17 protein-coding genes and 1 pseudogene are annotated in these 18814 nt (G+C 71.3%); 12 read left to right on the forward strand and 6 right to left on the reverse strand.

The window, feature by feature from the left end; all coding sequences use genetic code 11:
* Positions 1–145: 145 nt before the first annotated feature.
* A complete protein-coding gene (locus FNV62_RS17205; RefSeq protein ID WP_060902020.1) occupies positions 146–1174 on the forward strand; it encodes an ATP-binding cassette domain-containing protein in 1029 nt (342 codons plus the stop codon).
* A complete protein-coding gene (locus tag FNV62_RS17210) occupies positions 1171–1995 on the forward strand; it encodes an ABC transporter permease (RefSeq protein ID WP_143607895.1) in 825 nt (274 codons plus the stop codon). Before FNV62_RS17205 ends, FNV62_RS17210 begins: the two co-directional genes overlap by 4 nt.
* Positions 1996–2047: 52 nt before the next feature.
* On the opposite strand, the gene FNV62_RS17215 is transcribed toward FNV62_RS17210, so the two are convergent.
* Positions 2048–5377, reverse strand: a complete 3330-nt coding sequence (locus tag FNV62_RS17215) for an AfsR/SARP family transcriptional regulator (protein WP_144315366.1) — start codon at positions 5375–5377, stop codon at positions 2048–2050.
* Positions 5378–5508: 131 nt separating this feature from the next.
* Here FNV62_RS17215 and FNV62_RS17220 point away from each other — a divergent pair, with 131 nt between their 5' ends.
* Positions 5509–6309 (forward strand): site-2 protease family protein, encoded by an 801-nt coding sequence (locus FNV62_RS17220; protein ID WP_054230850.1) that lies wholly within the window; start codon positions 5509–5511, stop codon positions 6307–6309.
* Here the strand turns inward: FNV62_RS17220 and FNV62_RS17225 are convergent.
* From FNV62_RS17225 to FNV62_RS17235, 3 genes are all read right to left on the reverse strand, one after another.
* The gene (locus tag FNV62_RS17225) at positions 6302–6496 is read right to left on the reverse strand and encodes a hypothetical protein (RefSeq protein WP_054230851.1); all 195 of its coding nucleotides are present in this window, start codon (positions 6494–6496) and stop codon (positions 6302–6304) included. The genes FNV62_RS17220 and FNV62_RS17225 overlap by 8 nt on opposite strands.
* A gap of 121 nt (positions 6497–6617) precedes the next feature.
* Positions 6618–7322 (reverse strand): NADPH-dependent F420 reductase, encoded by a 705-nt coding sequence (gene npdG / locus FNV62_RS17230; protein ID WP_054230852.1) that lies wholly within the window; start codon positions 7320–7322, stop codon positions 6618–6620.
* Positions 7323–7369: 47 nt separating this feature from the next.
* Positions 7370–8506, reverse strand: a complete 1137-nt coding sequence (locus tag FNV62_RS17235; protein ID WP_144315367.1) for a sialidase family protein — start codon at positions 8504–8506, stop codon at positions 7370–7372.
* 80 nt (positions 8507–8586) lie between these two features.
* Between FNV62_RS17235 and FNV62_RS17240 the strand changes: the two genes are divergently transcribed.
* Positions 8587–9189, forward strand: coding sequence for a hypothetical protein (locus FNV62_RS17240; protein WP_054230854.1), 603 nt, complete (start codon positions 8587–8589; stop codon positions 9187–9189).
* Between the two features lie 201 nt (positions 9190–9390).
* The gene (locus tag FNV62_RS17245) at positions 9391–10731 is read left to right on the forward strand and encodes an MFS transporter (RefSeq protein WP_225900841.1); all 1341 of its coding nucleotides are present in this window, start codon (positions 9391–9393) and stop codon (positions 10729–10731) included.
* A gap of 138 nt (positions 10732–10869) precedes the next feature.
* Here the strand turns inward: FNV62_RS17245 and FNV62_RS17250 are convergent, their stop codons facing one another.
* Positions 10870–11100 carry a hypothetical protein gene (locus tag FNV62_RS17250; protein WP_054230855.1) on the reverse strand — a complete coding sequence of 77 codons (231 nt, stop codon included), beginning with the start codon at positions 11098–11100 and terminating at the stop codon, positions 10870–10872.
* 59 nt (positions 11101–11159) lie between these two features.
* Between FNV62_RS17250 and map the strand changes: the two genes are divergently transcribed.
* Both map and FNV62_RS17260 read left to right on the forward strand, forming a co-directional pair.
* Positions 11160–12017 carry a type I methionyl aminopeptidase gene (gene map / locus FNV62_RS17255; protein ID WP_054230856.1) on the forward strand — a complete coding sequence of 286 codons (858 nt, stop codon included), beginning with the start codon at positions 11160–11162 and terminating at the stop codon, positions 12015–12017.
* 204 nt (positions 12018–12221) lie between these two features.
* Positions 12222–12872, forward strand: a complete 651-nt coding sequence (locus tag FNV62_RS17260; RefSeq protein WP_054230857.1) for a heme oxygenase (biliverdin-producing) — start codon at positions 12222–12224, stop codon at positions 12870–12872.
* A 119-nt stretch (positions 12873–12991) separates the two neighbouring features.
* Here FNV62_RS17260 and FNV62_RS17265 read toward each other — a convergent pair whose 3' ends face one another.
* A complete protein-coding gene (locus tag FNV62_RS17265; protein ID WP_060896285.1) occupies positions 12992–13639 on the reverse strand; it encodes a PhzF family phenazine biosynthesis protein in 648 nt (215 codons plus the stop codon).
* A 251-nt stretch (positions 13640–13890) separates the two neighbouring features.
* On the opposite strand from FNV62_RS17265, the pseudogene FNV62_RS17270 reads away from it, so the two are divergent.
* From FNV62_RS17270 to FNV62_RS17290, 5 genes and pseudogenes are all read left to right on the forward strand, one after another.
* A pseudogene (locus tag FNV62_RS17270) lies at positions 13891–14325 on the forward strand (hypothetical protein); the annotation flags it as partial.
* A gap of 190 nt (positions 14326–14515) precedes the next feature.
* Positions 14516–15664, forward strand: coding sequence for an iron uptake system protein EfeO (gene efeO / locus FNV62_RS17275; protein ID WP_097284422.1), 1149 nt, complete (start codon positions 14516–14518; stop codon positions 15662–15664).
* Between the two features lie 12 nt (positions 15665–15676).
* Positions 15677–16954, forward strand: coding sequence for an iron uptake transporter deferrochelatase/peroxidase subunit (gene efeB / locus FNV62_RS17280; protein WP_143607900.1), 1278 nt, complete (start codon positions 15677–15679; stop codon positions 16952–16954).
* Positions 16955–16957: 3 nt separating this feature from the next.
* Complete coding sequence (gene efeU, locus FNV62_RS17285; RefSeq protein ID WP_143601443.1) at positions 16958–17833, forward strand: iron uptake transporter permease EfeU; 876 nt, start codon at positions 16958–16960, stop codon at positions 17831–17833.
* Complete coding sequence (locus tag FNV62_RS17290; RefSeq protein ID WP_144315368.1) at positions 17790–18803, forward strand: hypothetical protein; 1014 nt, start codon at positions 17790–17792, stop codon at positions 18801–18803. Before efeU ends, FNV62_RS17290 begins: the two co-directional genes overlap by 44 nt.
* Positions 18804–18814: the final 11 nt, after the last annotated feature.

Raw genomic sequence — 18814 nt, forward strand, 5'->3', positions numbered from 1 at the left:
CCCCCGTCGGCGGGCTGTTGCCGTACGCGCGACGCCCACACCACGGTGATACGCACGAACGTCTGTCGGCGATATATCGGCGAGCGTACGGCGCTGTAGGCGAGCTGTAGGTGGTTTGTCGGTGGGCGCTGGCACCTTGATGGGCATGACGCGAATCGACAAGAACCCCGACAGCGGCGCCCGCAGCGCCGTCTCCGTGCGGGGGCTGGTCAAGCACTACGGCGAGACCAAGGCTCTGGACGGCGTGGACCTGGACGTCCGCGAGGGAACCGTCCTCGGGGTGCTCGGTCCCAACGGTGCCGGCAAGACCACCCTCGTCCGTATCCTGTCCACCCTCATCACCCCCGACGCCGGCCGGGCCACCGTCGCGGGCTACGACGTGCTCACGCAGCCCCGCCAGCTGCGCCGAGTGATAGGCCTGACCGGTCAGTACGCCTCGGTCGACGAGAAGCTCCCCGGCTGGGAGAACCTGTACATGATCGGGCGGCTGCTCGACCTGCCCCGCAAGGACGCCCGCCGGCGCGCCGACGAGCTCCTGGAGCGCTTCTCGCTCACCGAGGCGGCCAAGCGCCCGGCATCGACGTACTCCGGCGGTATGCGCCGCCGTCTCGACCTCGCCGCCTCCATGATCGGCCACCCGTCCGTCCTCTACCTGGACGAGCCGACCACCGGGCTCGACCCGCGCACCCGCAACGAGGTGTGGAAGGAGGTCAAGCGGATGGTCGCGGACGGCGCCACCGTGCTGCTCACCACCCAGTACATGGAGGAGGCCGAGCAGCTGGCCTCCGAGCTGACGGTCATCGACCGCGGCAAGGTCATCGCCAGCGGCCGGATCGACGAGCTGAAGGCCCGGGTCGGCGGCCGCACACTGCGCATCCGCCCGGTGGACCCGCTGGAGCTGCGCCCGCTTGCCTCCCTCTTCGACGAACTGGGGCTCACCGGTCTCGCCGCCTCGGTCGTGGACACCGAGACCGGCACCGTGCTGGTCCCGATCCTCAGCGACGAACAGCTCACCGCCGTGGTCGGCGCGGTCACCGCGCGCGGCATCACCATCGGCTCCATCTCCACCGAACTGCCCAGCCTGGACGAGGTGTTCCTGTCCCTCACCGGCCACAAGGCCAGTGCCCCGCAGGACGCCGCCCCCGCCCGCGCCTACGAGGAGGTCTCCGCATGAGTACCGCCGTTGTCGAAACCCCCCTCGCCGCGAAGGGCGACCCCCGCATCTCGCCCCGCGCGCACGCGCGCCACATCGGCGCCCTCGTCCGCCGCAACCTGCTGTGGATCCGCCAGGACCCGGAGTCGATGTTCGACGCCGTCCTGATGCCGGTCGTCTTCACCCTGCTGTTCGTGTACGTCTTCGGCGGCTCCATCGGGCAGTCGCTCGGCGGCGGGCAGGACAGGTACGTGCAGTACGTGGTGCCCGGTCTGATGGCCATGACGGCGATGAACATCGCCACGGCCGTCGGCACCGGCTTCAACGAGGACTTCCAGAAGGGGGTGATGGACCGCTTCCGCACCCTGCCGATCGGCCAGGGCTCCGTGCTCTTCGCCAAGATCGTGGTGGAGCTGATGCGGATGCTCGTCGCGACGACGATCCTCATGATCGTCGGCGTGCTGGTCGGCTTCGACATCACGAACTGGCCGGGCCTGTTCGCCTCCGTGGGGCTCTCCGTCCTCTTCGGCTCGTCCCTGATGTGGATCTTCCTGGTCCTCGGGGTGACGATGAAGAACGCGCAGTCCGTGCAGGCGATGGGCTTCCTGGTGCTGATGCCCCTGCAGTTCGGCTCGTCCATCTTCTCGCCGACCCGGACCATGCCCGGCTGGCTGCAGAACTTCACCGACTACAACCCGCTGTCCGCGCTCGCGGACACCACGCGCGGCCTGATGGTCGGCGGCCCGGTCACGCACAGCCTGTGGGTGACCCTCGCCTGGACGGCAGGGCTCACCTTGGTCATGGCGCCGATCGCGATCCACAAGTTCCGCACCAAGAGCTGACGTTCGCGCACAGGACCACGAGAACCCCGGTCCGCGTCACCCCCGGTCCGCGTCACACGAGGGCGGCGGCCTCCTCCAGGGAGAGCCCGCCGCCCTCGGCGTACGCGGCCTCGTACGTCGCGTCGTCCAGCACGGCCCGTACGTCGGCCTCCGCCCGTACGCGCACCTCGTCCTCCATCGGGCCCACGAAGTGCCCGGGCGGCAGCAGATGGTCGGCGGCTCCGAGCAGCACGGCCGCGTCGCGGACGCGGCGGCCGCCGTCCAGACCGGTGAGGGCGATGGCAGCGGTGGTCAGATGCGCGGAGGGCATGTGCGGGGCGATGATCTGCGACAACGGGTCGCCCGCCCGCGCCAGCGCCTGCCGCACCTTCTCCAGGGCGGACTCGTGCAGCCCCTCGAGCGCGTCCAGCCAGGCCTCGACACCCACCACGAACCCGTCGAAGACCACGAAGGTGACCGCTTCGAAGTTCTCGCGCAGGACCCGCATGTGTTCGCGTGCCTCGGCGACCCGGCCGCTGCGGGCCATCCACATCGCCAGGAACAGCCGGGAGGCGGGCATGGCCTCGTTGTAGGCGCCGTCGCCGCGCTCCAGGACCTGCAGCAGCAACCGCTCGCCGCGTTCGGTGTCGCCGGACTCGATGAGCACACCGCCGAGCCGGGTGCTCAGGACTGCCGTCTGGGCGTGCGCGCCGAGCCCTTCGGCGTGGGTCATGGCCTCCGTGTAGTCCGCGGCGGCGAGCGTGAACTCGCCCCGGCGCTCGTGGGCCTCACCGCGTGCGGACAGCGCCTCGGCGGCGCCCCAGGCGTCCCCGAGCCGGGTGAAGAGTTCCAGTGCCTCGTCGGCGTCCCGGGTCGCGTCGCCCGCCCAGGTGGCCCGGTTGGCGAGGATGTTGGCACGCATCTGGAGGGCGACGGCGAGTTCCCACTCGTAGCCGAGTTCGCGGCAGGTCTGGACGGTCGCGTCGATGACGGAGCGCATCCGCTCGATGTCGCCGGTCAGGATCACGGCGTAGAACCAGAGGTTGCCGGGGCTGCGGCAGGTCTGCGGCTGGCCCGGGCGGTAGGTCTCGCTGATGACGCCCAGTTTCCGCTTGGCCTGCGGGGTGTCCCAGGCCGCCATGTCCATGTCCATGCAGGAGAGATGGACGAGGTGGACACCGCGGCGGGCCTCTTCGAGGACCTCGGGGCGCATCGGCGGCGGGGTGTCGGTGCAGCTCTCCAGCAGCGGGGCGGCCGGCCGCGCGGGCTCGGCGAAGGGGTCCGGGCCGAGGGCCATGACCTCGCGGGACCAGTGGCGGGCCATCTGCCGCAGATCGCGCATCTGCCAGTACCAGGCCAGGGAGAGGACCAGGCAGAGCGCCTCCTGCTCGTCGCGGGCGGCGACGGCGTGCTGGAGGGCGGCGCGGATGTTCTCCGACTCGGTCTCCAGCCGTGCGATGGCGGCGCGCTGGCCCGGGCCGCGCAGCCGGCGGTCGGTGGTGCGGGCCAGTTCGCGGTAGTGCGTGAGGTGGGCGCGCTCGGCGGCGGGGCGCTGCCCCGACTCGTCGAGCCGCTCGCCCGCGTACTCGCCGACGGTCTCCAGGAGCCGGTAGCGCATCTCGCCGTCCCCCCAAGGGGCGGCCACGACGAGGGACTTGTCGACGAGCGAGCCGAGCGCTTCCAGGGCGGCCGGTCCGCAGACGGCCTCGGCGGCGGCGAGGTCGCAGCCGCCCGCGAAGACGGACAGCCGCCGCAGCACGTCCCGTTCGTCCTCGTCGAGGAGGTCCCAGGACCAGTCGACCACGGCGCGCAGGGTCTGCTGGCGCGGCAGGACGGTACGGCTGCCGGAGGTCAGCAGCCGGAACCGGTCGTCGAGCCGGTCGGCGATCTGACGCGGGGTGAGCATCCGCAGCCGGGCGGCGGCGAGTTCGATGGCGAGCGGCAGTCCGTCGAGGCGGCGGCAGATCTCGGCGGTGGCCGCGGGGTCGTCCTCGACCCGGAAACCCGGGCGGGCGGCGGCCCCCCTGTCGGCCAGCAGCCGCAGCGCGAACGGCTCCGGCAGCGGCTCCACGGGGCGCAGCAACTCCCCCGGTACGCCGAGGGGTTCGCGGCTGGTGGCCAGCACCGTCAGGCCCGGACACCGCTCCAGCAGCTCCTCGACGAGACGCGCGGCGGCGTCCACGACGTGCTCGCAGTTGTCGAGGACGATCAGCATGCGCCGCTTGGCGCAGTACTCGGCGAGCCGATGGAGGTCGTCGTGCCGGTCGGCGGCGGCCCGCATCTCCTCGGCACCGGCGCCGCGCAGCACGGTCTCGCGGGCTCCGACGGCGGTGAGCACGGCCTCGGGCACGGCGTTCGGGTCCTCGACCGGCGCGAGTTCGGCCAGCCACACCCCGTCCGGCGCGGTGTCCGCCACGGTCTCCGCCGCCTCCTGCGACAGCCGCGTCTTGCCGGCCCCACCGGGCCCGAGCAACGTCACGAGCCGAGCCGCCGCCAGATCCTCCCGGATCGTGTCGATGTCCGCCGCCCGCCCGACGAAGGAGGTCAGCCGGGCGCGGAGGTTGCCGGGGGGCGGGGATGCGGAGCGGCCATGTGCGGCCGGTGCGGCCCGGTCCTCGTTCAGGTCCGTGGAGCGGGGTCGCGGGCGCCGGGCGTGCGCCCTGCCGCCGTCGTCGGCCGGGCTGAGCAACTCCTCGTGCAGGGCGCGCAGTTCGGGGCCGGGGTCGGAGCCCAGGCGGTCGGCCAGCAGCTCCCGTACGGACTCGTAGGCGGCGAGGGCCTCGGCGGGGCGGCCGGCGTCGCGCAGGGCGCGCAGACGCAGGACGTGCAGGGGCTCGTCCAGGGGGTGGAGGTCGCACAGGGCGGTGAGCTCGGGCAGGGACTGTTCGGCGTGGCCGAGGGCGAGGGCCGCCGCGAACCGGGCGCGCCGTACGTCGAGGCGGCGGGTCTCCCAGCGGGCCGACTCGGCGGCCCGGTCCGGGAGGTCCGCGAGGGCCGGCCCGCGCCACAGGGCGAGGGCGTCGTCGAGGGCCTCGGCCGCCTTCGTGGAGTCGCCGTCGGCGAGCGCGCGGACGCCCTCCCCCGCGAGCCGCTCGAAACGGTGCAGGTCGATGTCGTCGGCGCCCGCGGCCAGCCGGTAGCCGCCGTCCCCCGAGTCCACCGCCTGCGGCCCGAGCGCCCTGCGCAGCCGTCCCACCAGGGCCTGGAGCGCGCCCGGCGCGTCGGCGGGCGGATCGCCGTCCCACACCTCGTCCACCAGGACGGCCGCGGGCACGGTCCGTCCGGGCCGCAGCGCGAGCACGGTCAGGAGGGCGCGCAGCCGCGCCCCGCCGAGCACGACGGGCGTGCCGTCGGGGCGGAGTGCCTGGGTGGTGCCAAGGATCCGGTAGCGCACGGGGTCCATTGTCTCCGGTGGTGTGACTGTCTCAGGCCCCCACCCTCTCCGGAACCAATGACCGATCGCGAGACGTTTTCCCTGCGAGCCCGGTACGGTCGGGCAGGCCCAGCACCATGCGTACCAGTCAGAGGAGCCCCATGACCACCGCCGCTTCCCGTCGCAGCAGCGACCGGAGGATCAGCCCCGTCTTCGTCGGGATCGTGGCCGTGATGGCGGTGACCGGGTGGGCGACATGGACCGGGTTCGCCGAGCAGCCCGGTGTGGCCGTGTTCCTCTTCGTGACGGCCGCCTGGATCGTCTCCCTGTGCCTGCACGAGTACGCGCACGCGCGCACCGCCCTGCACAGCGGCGACATCTCGATCGGCGCGAAGGGCTATCTGACGCTCAACCCGCTGAAGTACACGCATGCGCTGCTGAGCATCGTGCTGCCGGTGATCTTCGTGATCATGGGCGGGATCGGTCTGCCGGGCGGGGCGGTCTTCATCGAGCGGAACAGGATCCAGGGCCGCTGGAAGCACAGTCTGATCTCGGCGGCGGGTCCGCTGACGAACGTGCTGTTCGCCGTCGTGTGCACGGCGCCGTTCTGGCTGCACGCCCTGGACGGCGTGCCGCGGGACTTCCAGTTCGCGCTGGCGTTCCTCGCGCTGCTCCAGGTCACGGCCGCGCTCCTGAACTTCCTGCCGGTCCCGGGCCTGGACGGCTACGGCGTGATCGAGCCCTGGCTGTCGTACAACGTCAAGCGCCAGGTGGAGCCGTTCGCCCCGTTCGGCCTGCTGTTCGTGTTCGCGGTGCTGTGGATCCCGTCGGTGAACACGGCTTTCTTCGACGTGATCCACTCGCTCCTGAACAGCCTGGGGATCAACGAGATCCAGACGTACTGCGGCCAGGAGTTCTACCGCTTCTGGCAGGGCACGAACGAGTTCTGCTCGGTCAGCTGACGGACCTGCCGCGCCGCGCGTAGTACCACGTCATGTTGGACGACAGTCCGGCCAGCAGCACCCACACGATCCCCAGCCAGCTGCCCTGGACGAAAGAGACGACGGCCGCGGCGACGGACAGGACGCAGACGGCGAGGGCGTAGAGGGCGAGTCGCCGGGTCGGGTCGGGTGGGGGCGAGAGGGGCATGGGGGTCGGCTCCTGTCGGGACTGTTCTGACGAGGTCGTACGAGGTCGTACGCGATCTACCAGGTCGTACGAGGTCTACGAGGTCGTACGGCGTCCAGTGTCCCCCATGCCCGTACGACCGCTATACGTCCGTCACCCGGAGGCCGGCGTGGGCCTTGTAGCGGCGGTTCACGGAGATCAGGTTCGCCACCAGTGCCTCGACCTGGTGGGCGTTGCGCAACCGGCCGGAGAAGACACCGCGCATGCCGGGGATGCGGCCCGCCAGCGCCTGCACGATCTCGACGTCCGCGCGCTCCTCACCGAGGACCATCACGTCGGTGTCGATCTCTTCGACCTCCGGGTCCTGGAGGAGGACGGCCGACAGGTGGTGGAAGGCGGCCGCGACCCGGGAGTCCGGCAGCAGGGCGGCGGCCTGCTCGGCGGCGCTGCCCTCCTCCGGCTTCAGGGCGTAGGCGCCCTTCTTGTCGAAGCCGAGCGGATTGACACAGTCGACGACGAGCTTGCCGGCCAGCTCCTCGCGCAGCGATTCCAGAGTCTTGCCGTGCCCCTCCCACGGCACGGCGACGATCACGATGTCGCTGCGCCGCGCGCACTCGGCGTTGTCCGCGCCCTCGACACCGTGGCCCAGCTCCTCGGCGGCGGTCTGCGCGCGTTCCGCGGCACGCGAGCCGATGATCACCTTCTGGCCGGCCCTGGCGAGCCGGTAGGCCAGGCCCTTGCCCTGGGGGCCGGTGCCGCCGAGGACGCCGACGACGAGCCCGGACACGTCGGGAAGGTCCCAGGGGTCCTTCGCGGGGGCCTTCTGTGCACTGTCAGTAGAGGTCATGCGCCGACTTTACGTGCCGCGGTTCCCGCCTCGGGGGCTGCGGGGGCTCAGGTGAGGGCCGTCACGGGGATCCGGCGGAAGGTGATCGTCTCGTACGGCCCGAAGTCGCCCGTCTCGTAGAGGAGCCCCACCGTCGCCCCGTCGACGCGGACGAGGTCGGAGTAGGCGGCGGGCAGTCCGTCGACCGTGTACGCGGGCCGCCAGGTGGTGCCGCCGTCGGCGGAGACCCGGACGGTCATGAGGGCGCGGGCGGCGGGGTCGGCGGGCCCCGAGTACAGCAGCAGGTCCGGGTCGCGGAGCTGGAGCAGGCTGCCCTGGACGACGGGGGTGACCAGGCCCGCCTGCGGCCGGAAGGGTTTGACCAGGGTCCTGCCGCCGTCCGCGGAGTGGGCGTCAGCACGGTTGCCGGGGGACGGGGAGTCGTTGCGGGTGTTGAAGTAGACGCGCCCGTCGGGGAGTTCGGCGGCGGTCGTCTCATTGGCGTTGACGTATCCGTCGGTGTTCTCGTCGACGTACCCGAGGGACCAGGTCTCGCCGCGGTCGTCGCTGAGCAGGCAGTGGCCGCTGTTGTACTTCGCCTCGGTGCCGGTGTCCGTACCGGTGGGCGGCAGGGTGTGGTTGCCGGGGACGACGACCCGGCCGGTGCCGAGCTGGACGGCGTGCCCGGGCGTGGTCGCGTACCACCGCCAGCCCGCCTTCTTCACCTGCCCGGTGATCTCCTTAGGGGCGGACCAGGTGACACCGGCGTCGTCGCTGTGCTGCACCCAGACGCGGCGCCCGTCGGCGGGCTTCACCCTGCCGCGCAGGATGGCGTCCTCGGTCGCGCCGGCGGCGGCGCGGACGTGCACGAGCAGGATCCTGCCGGTGTCGAGGACGACGGGGGCGGGGTTGCCCGCGAGGTCGTTCCCGTTCCGGGCGACGGCCTGGAGCGGGCCCCAGGTGCGGCCGCCGTCCGTCGACCGCTTCAGGACGATGTCGATGTGGCCGTGGTCGGCGGCGGAGTCGACCCGGCCCTCGCAGAAGGCGAGCAGGGTGGGGGCGGGGGGCGTGGTGACGGGTGTGGTGGGTGTACGGGTGGTGACGACAGCGGGGATGCGGAAGCTCGCGTAGCCTTCGCGGCCCGCGTGGAAGGGGGTGCTGGTGACCGCGGTTGTTGCCGTGGTGGTTCCGGTTGTCTCCGTCATGCGCCGGGATCTGCCCCACTTGGGCGAATTCATGGTGAACTCCGCCTGATCAGTTGCCGATTGCGGCAGGATGCGTGCGCATGGATGCCGTACGGGTCGCGTTGCTGCGCGAAGTCCTCGCCGGGACCGAGTGGTTGGGTGCCACGCGCCGGTTCGCGGAGGGCCTGCGAGGGTCCGTGGTGTCGTACGGGGGCGGGCTGCTCCTCGTGGGCACGGCGGAGTACGAGCCGTGGCACCTGGCCGCGCATCTGGTGGACGAGGCGGCCTGGTCGGGGACGCCGGAGCTGTCGCCGACGCTGGTGCGGCACGGGGCACGGGCCTCGGACCCGGCCCATCTCGCCGTGGGCCTCGGCCGTATCGAGGCGGCGCGGCGCGGCGAGACGTTGCTCGTGGTGTCGCCCGCCGCACCCGGGGCGCCGCTCCTGGAGCGGGTCCACGACGCGCGGCGGGCCGGGGCGACCGTACTCGCGCTCGACGCCGGTGACCGGGAGCTGGGGGCGATGGCGCACGAGTCGCTGACCGTGCCGCCGGAACAGGAGCTCGACCTCGACACCGTGCAGCACCTCGTCAGCGCGGCGGCCGGGGAGAACTCCCTGCCCTCACCGCGGGGGCGGCGCCGGTTCCGCGACCGGCTCTCCCGCCTCGCGGACCAGCTGACGGCTCCGCCGGCGGCGCGGTGGTAGACCGCGGCGGGCGATGACCTGACGGGAAGGACGAGGGCGGCCGACGAGCCGGCGGGGTGGCGGGCGGCGGCAGGGCACAGCGGGCGGAGGGGCGGCAGGGCAGCGGGGCGGCTGGGCGGCTGAAAAGCAGTTGCCGCCGTGGTGGGCGGCCGCTCAGCATGAGCCGTCGTGACCGACGACGCCCCCGTATCCCCCGCCGCGCTGCCGGCGGCGCACGCCGAACCCGCCGCCAATGCCGGCGCCGATGCCGGTGCGCGACTGCGGTCGCTGTTGCCCGATCTCGCGCCCTGGCGGGCGTCGGCCGACTTCCGGCGGCTGTGGCTGGCCGGGCTGATCACCAACTTCGGAAGCTTCCTGACCTTCGTCGCGCTGCCGGTGCAGATGAAGGTGCTGACCGGGTCGGCGGTGGCCGTGGGGGCGATCGGGGCCGTGGAACTCGTACCGCTGATCGTGTTCGGGCTGTACGGCGGGGCGCTCGCCGACGCCCTCGACAAACGGAAGCTGATCCTCTACACCGAGGCCGGGCAGGGGCTGCTGTGCGGCGGACTGCTCGTCAACGCGCTGATGCCGCGTCCGGCGGTGTGGCCGCTGTACGTGGTCGCCGCGCTGTCCTCCGCGCTCGGGTCGGTGCAGCGGCCCGCGCTCGACTCGCTCGTCCCCCGGATCGTGGCGCACGAGCACCTGCCCGCCGCGGCCTCCCTCAACTCCCTGCGCTGGTCGGTCGGCGGGGTCGCGGGGCCGGCGCTCGCGGGCGTCGTGGTGGCGTACGCCGGGCTCGGCTGGGCGTACGCCGTGGACCTGGTGACCTTCGTGGTGTCGGTCGTACTGATCGTCGGACTCGCCGCGTCACCGGCCGCGCACGAGGCCGCGAAGCCGTCGCTCGCCTCCATCGCCCAGGGCGCGCGGTACGCGTGGAACCGCAAGGAGCTCCTCGGCACGTACGTGATCGACCTCGCCGCGATGTTCTTCGCGATGCCGCTCGCGGTGCTGCCGTTCCTCGCCGACGAGCTCCACGCCGCGTGGTCGCTCGGGCTGATGTACGCCGCGCTGCCCGCCGGGGCGATGCTGGTGACGCTGACCAGCGGGTGGACCTCGCGTGTGCACCGGCACGGGCGGATGGTGGCGTTCGCGGCGGCGTGCTGGGGGCTTGCGATGGTGGGGGCGGGGGCCGTGCACGACGTGTGGCTGGTGCTGCTGTTCCTGGTCCTCGGCGGCTGTTGCGACATGGTGAGCGGGATCTTCCGGGGCGCGATGTGGGACCAGACGATTCCGGACGAGCTACGGGGGCGACTCGCCGGGATCGAGCTGCTCTCGTACTCCGTCGGGCCCCAGCTGGGGCAGGTACGGGCGGGCGGGACGGCGGCCTGGACGGGGGTGCGGGCGTCGATCTGGGCCGGGGGTGTGGTCTGCGTGGGAGCGGTGGGGGTGTTGGCGTGGTGCCTGCCGCAGCTGATGAGGTACGACGTACGGACGAATGAGCACGCGGTACGGATGCGCTCCGCCCGGGGCCAGGCTGCACTTTCCCACCCGCACCACCCGTGACGGTCGCCCGGGTGGTGCGGGTCGCCCGCGGGAGCCGGCCACCCTCGGCACCCGCGGGTCCACGCGCCGCCCTGGCACAACGCCCTCATGCCGCCCGGCGGCCCGGTGGCGTCTCGCCGGCCAGTGGCTCGGGGCGCGTCAGTCGTCTTCTGGGGTCGGGCCCGTCGCGTCGTGCCACTTGGGGTCCGTTTCCCACTCGAGGTTGCGCTCCTGGGCGGTCTCCATCGCGTGTTCGGCCTCCTCACGGCTGGTGTACGGGCCGAAGCGGTCCTTCGCGGGGCACTCGGGGCCCTCCTCCACCTTCTGGTGGACGAGGCAGTAGTACCACTCGCCCGGCTTCCCTACGGTCCGCTTCTTGAAGAGGGCCATGACCTGCTCCTTTCGCCACGGACATAGTGCCCCCATGCCCGCTGGTTAGACTCGCTGGCATGTCTGGCCAGTCGCTGCTCGTACCAGGAGAGCTCTCTCCCACCCGTCCCGTTCCGGGAAACATCAGGCGCCCCGAGTACGTGGGCAAGCCCGCCCCCACGCCGTACACCGGTCCGGAGGTGCAGACCCCCGAGACCATCGAGGCGATGCGGATCGCCGGGCGGATCGCCGCGCAGGCGATGGCCGAGGCGGCGAAGCTCATCGCACCGGGTGTGACGACGGACGAGCTGGACCGGGTCGCGCACGCGTACATGTGCGACCACGGCGCCTATCCGTCCACCCTCGGTTACCGCGGTTTCCCCAAGTCCCTGTGCACCTCGGTCAACGAGGTCATCTGCCACGGCATCCCCGACTCCACGGTGCTGCGGGACGGCGACATCATCAACCTCGACGTGACGGCGTACATCGGTGGTGTCCACGGCGACAACAACGCGACGTACCTGGTCGGGGACGTGGACGACGAGTCGAGGCTGCTCGTCGAGCGGACCCGTGAATCCCTCGACCGCGCGATCAAGGCGGTCAAGCCGGGTCGCCAGATCAACGTCATCGGCCGTGTGATCGAGTCGTACGCCAAGCGGTTCGGATACGGGGTCGTGCGGGACTTCACGGGGCACGGGATCAACTCCTCGTTCCACTCAGGACTGATCATCCCGCACTACGACAGCCCGCACGCGACGACCGTCATCCAGCCCGGGATGACCTTCACGATCGAGCCGATGCTCACGCTCGGTACGCACGACTACGACATGTGGGACGACGGGTGGACCGTCGTGACGAAGGACCGCAGGCGGACGGCGCAGTTCGAGCACACGCTGGTCGTCACGGAGAGCGGTACGGAGATCCTCACGCTGCCGTAGCCGCGTGCTCATAGCCCGTAGCCCGTGGTTCGTCGCTCGTCGCACCTCGCCCGCCCTGATCACAGGGCGGGCTTTCTTTGTCGCCCGGCGGGGTACGTTTTTACCGACAGGATGTCGGGAACCTCTCCAGAAGCTATTGACTTAGGTAAGCCTAACCATACAAGATTCCGACTGGTTCTCGTCCTCTTCGGCACCGGAGGTCCCATGAATACGGCGTTCTCGACGCTGATCCGCACCGCGTCGCACGAGCAGCACATGGAGGCTGAGACCTCGACGTTCATGAGCGACCTGCTCGGCGGCAGGCTCGGCGTCGAGGCGTACGGGCGCTACACCGAGCAGTTGTGGTTCGTGTACGAGGCGCTGGAGGCGGACGCCGAGCGGTTGGCGTCCGATCCGGTGGCCGGGCCGTTCATCCGGCCGGAGTTGCTGCGTCGCGGTGCGCTGGAGCGTGACCTCACGCATCTGCGGGGTGCGGACTGGCGGGCGACGCTCACCGCGCTGCCCGCCACCGAGGCGTACGCGGCGCGGGTCGCCGAGTGCGCGCGCGAGTGGCCCGGAGGGTACGTAGCCCACCACTACACCCGCTACCTCGGCGACCTCTCCGGCGGTCAGATCATCCGGGGCAAGGCGGAACAGACCTGGGGCTTCGCTCGGAAGGGTGACGGTGTCCGCTTCTACGTCTTCGAGGACATCGGTAATCCGGCCGCGTTCAAGCGGGGGTATCGCGAGTTGCTGGACGGGGTGCGGGCGGACGAGTTGGAGCGGCAGCGGATCGTCGCCGAGTGCAGGCGGGCGTTCGCCCTCAACACGGCGGTCTTCCACGCCCTGGGCGAGGAGTTCCCCCTCACCGCCTGACCCGGCACCCGACGACTTCCTCCGCCCCGTCCCTGGGGGCTACGCCCCTTGAGGGGCGCGGGGAACCGCGCGGCCCGCCCCCGCCGGGCCCGCAGGCGACAACCGCACCTCGGGGGCGTTCAGGTTCGGAGCAGTCGTACGCGGCCTCCCACCTCCACCCACCCACCAGGCTGCGGCGCGGTGAGGATCTGGGAGCCGGCGCCCTGGACGATGTTCAGGGCGCGGCCCAGCCGGTCGGTGAGCAGCAGCGCCGCCGCCCCCGTCGCCTCGTCCTCCACGATGCCGTCGTCCCGTCCGGGAAAGCCTCGGGCCCGCACGCGCCCGGCCAACTCGTCCTCCCAGGCCCAGGCGTACACCCACTCCCCCGGCTCCGGCACGGCCAGCGCGTCGACCTCGTCGGCGGACCCGTACTGCCGCAACGTACGCCCCGGTGCCCACTCCGCCCGCGCCTCGATCCAGCTGAACTCCCCGTCCAGCCGCACCCCCACGACCCCGGCGGGCGTGACCAGTTCGGGAATGTCGAGCAACCACCCCACCCCGACACAGGGATGCCCGGCGAACGGCAGCCGCAGGGTCGGGGTGTAGATGTCGACGACCCCGCGCTCGGGGTCGTCGACGAACACGGTCTCGCTGAACCCGAGCTTCGCGGCGAACGCCTGCCGCTCCTCCGGGTCCGGCATCACGGAGCCCTCGCGCACCACACCGAGCTCGTTGCCGTGTTCACCACCGGGCCCGCAGAAGACGCGCAGTACGTCGAAATCAGTCACTCGAGCATTCAAACATCACCCGTTCCACGCCGTGCGCCGCCTGCGTACCGCGACCACCACACCCGCGCCCGCCGCGACCGTCAGCGGGACGTCGTTCTGTGTGGTGCCGTTGCTGGTCACGTCCGCGGTGATGATCTCGGCCGCGCCCGAGCTTCACCACGTGGGTGGTGGAGTCATAGCTGCCGGCGCCGCCGGTGAAGGTGCCCACATAGGCGCGGTACGACTGCTTGATGCCCCAGGTCAACTCATAGTCCTTGAGGGGGGCTTCGGCCGCCGATGTGCGCGCCGCCGAGGGGGTGGTACGGGTCCATGGTCGCCCCGCCCCGGAGTGGTCGGCGCCCGAACTCGCCCTGCGCCGGGCCGTGCTCCCCCAGTCGGCCACGCTCTCCTTCCCGTTCGCGGTCGAGGCGGTCGTACGGATGGGCCGGGCGCCCCGGGCGGGCACGAGCCGGGAGGACGACGACGTGGCCGTCGCCGAGGCCATGGCGGCCACGGAGGTCGACGAGTTCGCGCCACGCCCCTTCTCCGCGCTCAGCGGGTGTGCCGGGCAAGGGCGCGAGGTTTTCACGGGCGTGTTGCTGAGCGAGGTCTACCGCCAGCCCGTCGAAGTGGTCCCGCACCCCCGGACGGGTGCCGTCCTGGTGACTCCGGAACGGGGCGCCGTGACCGCCGAACGAGACACTTGACCATCACTTGACCTTTCCATGGGGTTCAGTTTGAGCCACCGTGATCAGGCCGTGTCCGTGCGTCAACCGTGAGAGCTGAATCACCGTCGGAGTGGGTAAGAGTGAGGTAAGCCTCAGGTAAGTTAGGGCAGCCTCACCATGCCAGCGGCGATCTTCCGCCTGGCCTGTCCGTCGTTCTCTTGGAGCCTGAATGCGAGCCGTCCGACTCTCAGTTGTCACCGCCGCCGCGACCGCGGCCGCTCTGGCCGCCGTCACGGGCTGCACCGAGAAGAGCGACGCCGGGTCCGGCGACGCGATTCAGGTGACCGCCGCCGACTCCAAGTGCGAGACCTCCTCGAAGTCCGTCCCGGCCGGCCAGGTCACCCTGAACATCGAGAACAAGGGCTCGAAGGCCACCGAGGTCGAGATCCTCTTCCCGGACGACCGGATCGTCTCCGAGAAGGAGAACATCGGCCCGGGCACCAAGTACACGCTGACCGCCGAGGTCAAGGCCGGTTCGTACGAGATAGCCTGCCGCCCCGGCATGAAGGGCCTCGGCGTCCGCCAGAAGCTCGCCGTGACCGGTGGCACGGTCGCCAAGCGCGACCCGCGCCTCGACAAGGCCGTCGCCGCCTACCGCGAGTACGCGCAGGAGCAGGCCGACGCGACGATCCCGAAGGTGGAGACGTTCGCCGACGCCATCAAGGCCGGCGACATCGAGGCCGCCAAGCAGGCCTACGCCCCCTCCCGCTTCGGCTGGGAGAGCACCGAGCCGATCGCCGAGTCCTTCGGGGACATCGACCCCAAGACCGACACCCGCGTCAACGACCTGGAGAAGGGCCAGAAGTGGACCGGCTGGCACGCGCTGGAGAAGGCCCTCTGGCAGGACAAGAAGATCGGCGCCGAGCAGAAGACCCTCGCCGATGAGCTGGTCACCGACCTGAAGGGCTGGCAGAAGCGGGTCGGCAAGGCCGAGATCACCCCGACCTCCATGGCCAACGGCGCCAAGGAACTGCTCGACGAGGTCGCCACCGGCAAGGTCACCGGCGAGGAGGACCGCTACTCGCACACCGACCTCAGCGACTTCAAGGGCAACGTCGAGGGCGCGCAGAAGTCGTACGAGCTGCTCAAGCCGGTCGCACAGCAGAACGACAAGACGCTGACCACCGAGCTCGACAAGCAGTTCTCGGCGCTGAACACGCTGCTGGACAAGTACCGCACGGACGATCCGCAGGAGAAGGCACAGAACGGTTTCGTGTCGTACGACAAGGTCACCAAGGACCAGCGCAAGGAGCTCTCGGACGCGGTCAACGCGCTCGCCGAGCCGCTGTCCAAGCTCGCCGCGGCTGTTGTGAAGTAGACGGGGCGCGTCATGACGAACGACACCACACAGGCAGCGGGCGAACCTTCGCCCTCCCGGCGTTCGCTGATCGGCTGGGGCGGTGCCGGGCTCGCGCTCGGGGCCGCCGCGGCCGGCGGCGCGGTGGCGATGACCCGTACTGGCAACGACGTGGACCCGGCGGGTGCCGAGACCGGCGCCGCGGTCGCCTTCCACGGCGCGCACCAGGCGGGCATCGCGACGCCGGTGCAGGACCGGCTGCACTTCGCCTCGTTCGACGTGAAGACGGACGACCGCGCCGAGTTCGTCCAGATGCTGAAGGACTGGACGGCCGCCGCGCGTCGGATGACCGCGGGGCACGCGGTCGGTGAGGGCGCGTACGGCGGACTGGCCGAGGCACCGCCGGACGACACCGGTGAGGCCCTGGGCCTCAAGCCGTCCCGGCTGACCCTGACCATCGGTTTCGGGCCCTCGCTGTTCGAGAAGTACGGCGAGAAGTTCGGGCTGACGGGGCAGCGGCCGGAGGCCCTCGTCGACCTGCCGCCGTTCCCCGGTGACAACCTGGAGAAGACGCGCAGCGACGGCGACCTGTGCGTCCAGGCCTGCGCGGACGACCCGCAGGTCGCGGTGCACGCGATCCGCAACCTGGCCCGGATCGGCTTCGGCAAGGTCGCCATCCGCTGGTCGCAGCTCGGCTTCGGCAAGACCTCCTCCACGACCCCCGACGCCCAGACCCCCCGCAACCTCATGGGGTTCAAGGACGGCACCCGCAACATCGCGGGCACCGAGCCGGACCGGCTGAAGAAGTTCGTGTGGGTGGGCGAGGGCGAGGGTCCCGCCTGGATGACCGGCGGCTCGTACCTCGTGGCGCGCCGCATCCGGATGAACATCGAGACCTGGGACCGGACCTCGCTGCAGGAGCAGGAGGACGTCTTCGGCCGGGACAAGGGCGAGGGCGCGCCGGTCGGCAAGGCCAAGGAGCGCGACGAGCCGTTCCTGAAGGCGATGAAGCCCGACGCGCACGTACGGCTCGCGCATCCCGACTCCAACGACGGGGTCACCCTGCTGCGCCGCGGCTACTCCTTCACGGACGGCACGGACGGCCTAGGCAGGCTGGAGGCCGGGCTGTTCTTCCTCGCCTACCAGCGTGACGTGCGCAAGGGGTTCATCCCCGTGCAGCGCAGTCTCGCGCGCTCCGACGCGCTCAACGAGTACATCCAGCACGTGAGTTCGGCGGTCTTCGCCGTCCCGCCCGGCGTCCTCGACAAGGACGACTGGTGGGGGCGCGCGCTGTTCTCCAAGGAGGCGTAGCCCGTGTTCGGCAACTATCTGATCGGCCTGCGCGAGGGGCTGGAAGCCAGCCTCGTCGTCTGCATCCTCATCGCCTACCTGGTGAAGACCGGTCGCAAGGACGCCCTGAAGCCCATCTGGATGGGCATCGGCGTCGCGATCGCGCTCGCGCTCGGCTTCGGCTGCGCGCTCGAGTTCGGCTCCCAGGAGCTGACGTTCGAGGCGCAGGAGGCGCTCGGCGGTTCGCTGTCGATCGTCGCGGTCGGCCTGGTGACGTGGATGGTCTTCTGGATGCGGCGCACCGCCCGGCATCTGAAGTCCGAACTGCACGGCAGGCTGGACGCGGCGCTGGCGATGGGCACGGGCGCGCTGGTCGCGACCGCGTTCCTGGCCGTCGGCCGGGAGGGTCTGGAGACGGCGCTGTTCGTGTGGGCGTCGGTGCACGCGGCGAGCGACGGCACCCCGCGCCCGCTGATCGGTGTCGCCCTGGGCCTGGCCACCGCGGTCTTCCTCGGCTGGCTCTTCTACCGGGGCGCCCTGAAGATCAACCTCGCGAAGTTCTTCACCTGGACCGGCGGCATGCTGGTCGTGGTCGCGGCGGGTGTGCTCGCGTACGGCGTCCACGACCTGCAGGAGGCCGACTGGATCCCGGGGCTGCGGAATCTCGCCTTCGACATCAGTGGCACGATCCCGCCGGACAGCTGGTACGGCACGCTCCTCAAGGGCGTGTTGAACTTCCAGCCCGACCCGACGGTCCTTCAGGTCACGGTGTGGGCGCTGTACCTGGTCCCGACACTCGCGATCTTCCTCGCCCCGGTAGGGTTCGCCTCCGGGAAGGGGAAGGTGAAGGTACCTGATGAGCAGGGATCGCGCGGGTCGCAGCCCACGAAGGCTTCGTAGTCTCAACCGGTTCGCCCTGACAGCGGGGGCGGTGACCGTTCTGTCCTTGACGGCGAGCGGCTGCGTGGTGGTGCACGGGGAGCGGGAGGTCGTACCGACGGCGACCCGGACCGAGGCCGCCCGTGCGCTCAAGGACTTCACCGCCGCCTACAACAAGGCGGACAAGGCGAACGACAGCTCCCTGGACGCGGACCGCGTCACCGGCGCCCTGGGCGCCATCGACGGGGCGAAGCTGACGGCCGGGCGGAAGAACAATCCGGGCGGCAACCCGTCCTATTCGCCGCTGTCGCTGACCGACGCGAAGTTCTCGATACCGGCGAAGGCGGGCTGGCCGCGCTGGTTCGTGGCCGACGCCGCGGCCAACAAGGGCGTGGCGGGCTACCGTTGGCTGCTCGTCTTCACCCGGGGCGGCGCGAACGACGTGTGGCAGGCCTCGTATCTGACCGTCCTCGCCGCCACTGACGTACCGAAGTTCCAGCAGGACAAGGACGGTTGGGCGCAGCCCGTCACCGGGGACGACACGGCTCTCGCCGTCGCGCCGAACAAACTGAGCCAGTCGTACACCACGTATCTGAAGAGCGGCGGCGACACCTTCGCACCGGGCCTCCACACCTCGCAGTGGCGGACCCAGCGCGCCAAGAACGCCACCAAGCCCGGTCTCGCCCGGCAGTACATCGACGCGCCGCTGTCCTCGGGCGACTACACCCCGGTGGGGCTGCGCACCGCGGACGGCGGCGCGCTGGTCTTCTTCGCCACCCGCCGCTACGAGAAGCAGACCGCCGCGCAGGGCACCGAGATCCCGGCCCCCAGTGCGGACGTCAAGGCCCTGACCACCGGGGACATCAAGCAGTCCCTCACCCTGGAGTTCGTCTCCAACCAGGCGGTCCTGGACCCCGGGAAGAGCGCGCAGAAGCAACAGGTGGCGGTGCTGGGGCGGATCGAGGGGCTGACGGCGGCGAAGGGCGGATAGTTGGGGCTCGG

The sequence above is a fragment of the Streptomyces sp. RLB3-17 genome (assembly GCF_007113425.2).
GTDB lineage: Bacteria > Actinomycetota > Actinomycetes > Streptomycetales > Streptomycetaceae > Streptomyces > Streptomyces mirabilis_D.